The organism is Candidatus Deferrimicrobiaceae bacterium (assembly GCA_035256765.1).
In the GTDB taxonomy this organism is placed as follows: domain Bacteria; phylum Desulfobacterota; class Deferrimicrobia; order Deferrimicrobiales; family Deferrimicrobiaceae; genus CSP1-8.
Genome location: DATEXR010000096.1, coordinates 1 through 3,914, shown reverse-complemented (window position 1 = coordinate 3,914; position 3,914 = coordinate 1). Strand labels below are relative to the sequence as shown.

Genomic DNA, 3,914 nt, shown 5'->3' with positions numbered 1-3,914 from the left:
ACCGAGAGCGTCGATGCGCCGCGCCAGCAAGGCGCGCGACTGAGGCATACCGTTGAGTATGGTGAAGAAGCGCAACGAAGCGGGAGCGGATGCAGCGGCGCTCGAATGCCAAGGTATTTGCGAGACGGTGCACTAGGGGGGAGGAACGATGAGCGAACCGGAAGGGCCGGGAAAGGGGGAGCGCGGCCGGGAGCAGGTCACCGTCACACTGCCCGCCGAACTTTGCGCGAAACTGTCGGAGTTCTGCCGGGAATGGAAGGTGTCGCCGGACCTGGTGGTGGAGCGGGCCCTCTTGGACTACTTCCGTGAGGGCGACATGAGCCACTGAACCGGCTACGACGGAAGGCCCGATTCGGAGATGAGGGCGGCCGTCTTATCGCGCCGCTCGAAGTCGCGCGCGGAGACGATCTCCGCCATCCGCTCCTTCCACGGCTCCATCCGGAACGATGCCCGGTCGCGCAGGTACGAGTCGATGAGATCGCGGTAGAACCGGACCATCCTCCCCACGAGGGGGACGGAGTACTCGCGCCCCTGGATCTTGATCGTGGTGACCCCCAGGTCGATCAGGTCGGGGATGTCGTCGACCAGGAAGTACGCGAGGTTGGGCAGCACGACCCGGCCGGCCTCCACGGATCCGTCTTCCCCGATCTGGTCCCACTCGGTCAGGCAGACCCGGTAGCACAGCCCTCCCCGGTTGGGGGATCCGAGGAAGTGGTTCTTTCCCTCCTCGTCGAACCGCCATTCCTGGCGGGTGTAGCTGCTCATCGTGCAGCGGCCGAGGTAGGTGTAGCAGGTGGTGGCGTGCACGAGGACCTCGACCCCGACCCCCACCTCCTCCCGGATCTTCCGCATCTCCTCCCGGTCCATCCGGCACTCGGTCACGACCTGGGTCGCGCCGGCCTCCTTGTAGAACCGCGCGTCCTCGGCGTTGACGATGGTGCACCCGATACTCGCGTGGATCACCGCCTCCGGGAACCGGTCCTTGAGGGCCCTCATCGCCCCGACGTCCGTGAGGATGAAGTCGCGAACCCCCTCCCGGACGAACTTCGCGGCTTTCGCGAGCAGAAGGGGGATCTCGCCCGACGCGGGAAGGGTGTTGAAGGCCACGCGCAGGATCTTCCCCCGGGATCGGGCATATCGCGCGGAGGCGATCACCTCGTCGTCGTCCATTTCGTACTGCGCCCGGCGGCGGCTCCATCCCTTCGCGCCGACGTACACCGCATCCGCCCCGGTGTCGAGGACGACCCGGGCCATTTCGACCGTACCCCCGGATGCCAGAAGCTCAGTACTCCGCTTCATAAATACGGTGTCGCACCGAGAGCGTCGATGCGCCGCGCCGGCAAGGCGCGCGACTGAGGCATACCGTTGAGTATGGTGAAGAAGCGCAACGAAGCTGGAGCGGATGCAGCGGCGCTCGAATGCCAAGGTATTTGCGAGACGGTGCACTGGGGCGGACCGGGCGAACGCTACCCCTGCGCGTACAGGACGAAGGAGAGCAACGCGAGCAGGAACGTGTAGGGCGCAAACCAGAGAAACCTCCCCCGGAGGACGAGGCGTTCGACGAACAGCAGCGCGATGTACCCCACGACAAACGCAAAGAGGAACCCCAGGACACAGGGAAGCACGGGGGGAAGTTCCGACACCCCCCGGTAGAGATGGAGAGTCGCGGCGCCGAAAATAGCCGGCAGGGAGATGAAGAAGGAATATTTCGCGCTGCGGGACGCCCCGATTCCCAGCACCAGCGCAAGCGATATCGTCGACCCGGAGCGTGACAGACCCGGAAATACGGCGGCCCCCTGCATGATCCCGATGGCCAGCGCCTCCCAGAGATTGATCCGGTCGGGGTCCACCTTGTGCCGGAACCGGAGGTTGCTCACCAGAAGGAAGGTCGTGAGGATCAGATAGCGGACCCCCACCCCCCGGAAGGTGACTCCCGTCTCGACCGCGTCGTGGAAGGAGTACCCGATGACGGCGGTCGGTACGCTCGACACGATCAGCAACAACAGGTCCCGACGCCCCCACGCGTCCAGCCGGAGTTCCGGATACCGCCGGAATAAGGATCCGAGGATGTCGGAGATTTCCCGCCTCAGGAAGAGGAGAACGGCAAGCAGCGTGCTCAGGTGGAGAAGGATGTCGAACGCCAGTTCGCGTTCCGTGATCCCGAGAATCTTCTGCGCGAGCAACAGGTGCCCCGAGCTGCTCACCGGCAGGAACTCCGTGGCCCCCTGAAGGATTCCCAGAAGAATCGCCTTGAAAACCGTCACGGGATTCCGGCCCTGGCCGTTTCCACGGCCTTCTCCATCACGGCGCGGATCCGCTCCACCGTCTCCCGGTCCTTTCCCTCGAACCGCAGGACGAGCACGGGTTGGGTGTTCGACGCACGAACGAGACCCCACCCCCCGTCGAAAACCGCTCTCACGCCGTCCAGGCCGATCACCTCCCGGGCCTGCGGCCGGACGATCTCCGCCACCCTCTCCGCAACCCGGAACTTGATCTCGTCGGGGCACTCCACCCGGATCTCGGGGGTCGACACGACGGGCGGGAGGTCGGAGAGCATTTCGCTCAGCGGACGATCGGAACCCGCGATGATCTCGAAGAGCCTCGCCGAGGCGTAGATCGCATCATCGAACCCGAGGTACCGGTCCGCGAAGAAGATGTGGCCGCTCATCTCGCCGGCCACTTCCGCCGACTCCTCCCGCATTTTTTTCTTGATGAGGGAGTGCCCTGCCTTCCACATCACGGGCTTGCCGCCGTGCCGGACGATGTCATCGTACAGGTTCTGCGATGCCTTCACCTCCGAGATGATGGTCGCGCCCGGCTTTCTCCGCAGGATCTCCCGCGCGAACAGGGTCAGCAGGGAATCCCCGAACAGGACTTCCCCCCTGTCGTCCACTGCGCCGATCCGGTCCGCGTCTCCGTCGTAGGCGACCCCCACGTCCGCGCGGGTTTCCCGAACCACGCGGATCAGGGACGCAAGGTTCTCCGGAACGGTCGGGTCGGGAAAATGGTTGGGGAACCTCCCGTCCATCTCGCAGAAAAGCTCCACCACGTCCACTCCCAGCTCGCGGAAAAGAGGGGGCGCCACCGGGCCCGCCGTCCCGTTTCCCGCATCCACCACCACCTTCAGCCTGCGCGGGATGGAGATGTTCGAGACCACGTACTCCCGGTAGTCCGGCACCACGTTCCGGCGGCTTTCCTTTCCCTTCCCCGAGACGAAGTCTCTCCTCTCGATGATCCGCCGGATCTCCCGGATCTTGTCGCCGTAGAGGGTCACCGGGCCCACGCATAGTTTGAATCCGTTGAACTCGGGGGGGTTGTGGCTCCCCGTGACCATCACCCCCCCGTCGGCTCCGAACCGCAGGATGGAAAAGTACAGGAGGGGGGTGGGACAGATCCCCACGTCCACGACGTTCATGCCCGCGGACAGGATCCCCTCGACCAGGGCGTCCCGGAAGGAGGGGGAAGAGAGCCGGCAGTCCCGACCCACCATGAGGGACTTCCCTCCCTCCCGGGCGGCGTAGGTGCCGAACCCCTTCCCGATGGAGACCACCGTCTCGGGGGTCAGGTCCTCCCCCACCCTTCCCCGGATGTCGTATTCCCGGAATATCAGAGGGTTGACCATCCCGCCTCCGCTACGCGAGGTGGATTTCCGAGTACGCCCGGGAGACCCGGCGGGCGACCTTGGTGCGATGCGCCGCCCGCGAAACCTCGTGCGCGACGGCCAGCGCGACCTTCCGGTTGAACATCGACGGTATGATGTAGTCTTCGGAGAGCTCATCTTTCCCCACGCAGGAGGCGATGGCGTGCGCGGCCGCCAGCTTCATCTCCTCGTTGATGCAGGAGGCACGCGAGTCGAGCGCCCCGCGGAAGATCCCCGGGAAGACCAGGGAGTTGTTGATCTGGTTCGGGTAGTC

5 protein-coding genes are annotated in these 3,914 nt (G+C 65.2%); 1 reads left to right on the top strand and 4 read right to left on the bottom strand.

Going from position 1 to position 3,914, the window contains the following annotated elements; translation table 11 throughout:
- Positions 1-148: 148 nt before the first annotated feature.
- Complete coding sequence (locus VJ307_03190) at positions 149-328, top strand: hypothetical protein (GenBank protein HJX73136.1); 180 nt, start codon at positions 149-151, stop codon at positions 326-328.
- 5 nt (positions 329-333) lie between these two features.
- On the opposite strand, the gene VJ307_03185 is transcribed toward VJ307_03190, so the two are convergent.
- The 4 genes from VJ307_03185 to VJ307_03170 form a co-directional block, all read right to left on the bottom strand.
- A complete protein-coding gene (locus VJ307_03185; GenBank protein ID HJX73135.1) occupies positions 334-1,299 on the bottom strand; it encodes a peptidase U32 family protein in 966 nt (321 codons plus the stop codon).
- Between the two features lie 167 nt (positions 1,300-1,466).
- Complete coding sequence (locus VJ307_03180) at positions 1,467-2,264, bottom strand: undecaprenyl-diphosphate phosphatase (GenBank protein ID HJX73134.1); 798 nt, start codon at positions 2,262-2,264, stop codon at positions 1,467-1,469.
- Entirely contained in the window at positions 2,261-3,622 is a 1,362-nt protein-coding gene (locus VJ307_03175; protein ID HJX73133.1) for a phosphomannomutase/phosphoglucomutase, read from the bottom strand. Before VJ307_03175 ends, VJ307_03180 begins: the two co-directional genes overlap by 4 nt.
- A 10-nt stretch (positions 3,623-3,632) precedes the next feature.
- Positions 3,633-3,914, bottom strand: a 282-nt coding sequence (locus tag VJ307_03170; protein ID HJX73132.1) for a malic enzyme-like NAD(P)-binding protein, incomplete at its 5' end; no start/stop codon positions are given.

Bases quoted from the DNA above. Each gene is read 5' to 3' on its own strand.
- VJ307_03190 (HJX73136.1), top strand. From the start codon at position 149: ATGAGCGAACCGGAAGGGCCGGGAAAGGGGGAGCGCGGCCGGGAGCAG.
- VJ307_03185 (HJX73135.1), bottom strand. From the start codon at position 1,299: ATGAAGCGGAGTACTGAGCTTCTGGCATCCGGGGGTACGGTCGAAATG.
- VJ307_03175 (HJX73133.1), bottom strand. From the start codon at position 3,622: ATGGTCAACCCTCTGATATTCCGGGAATACGACATCCGGGGAAGGGTG.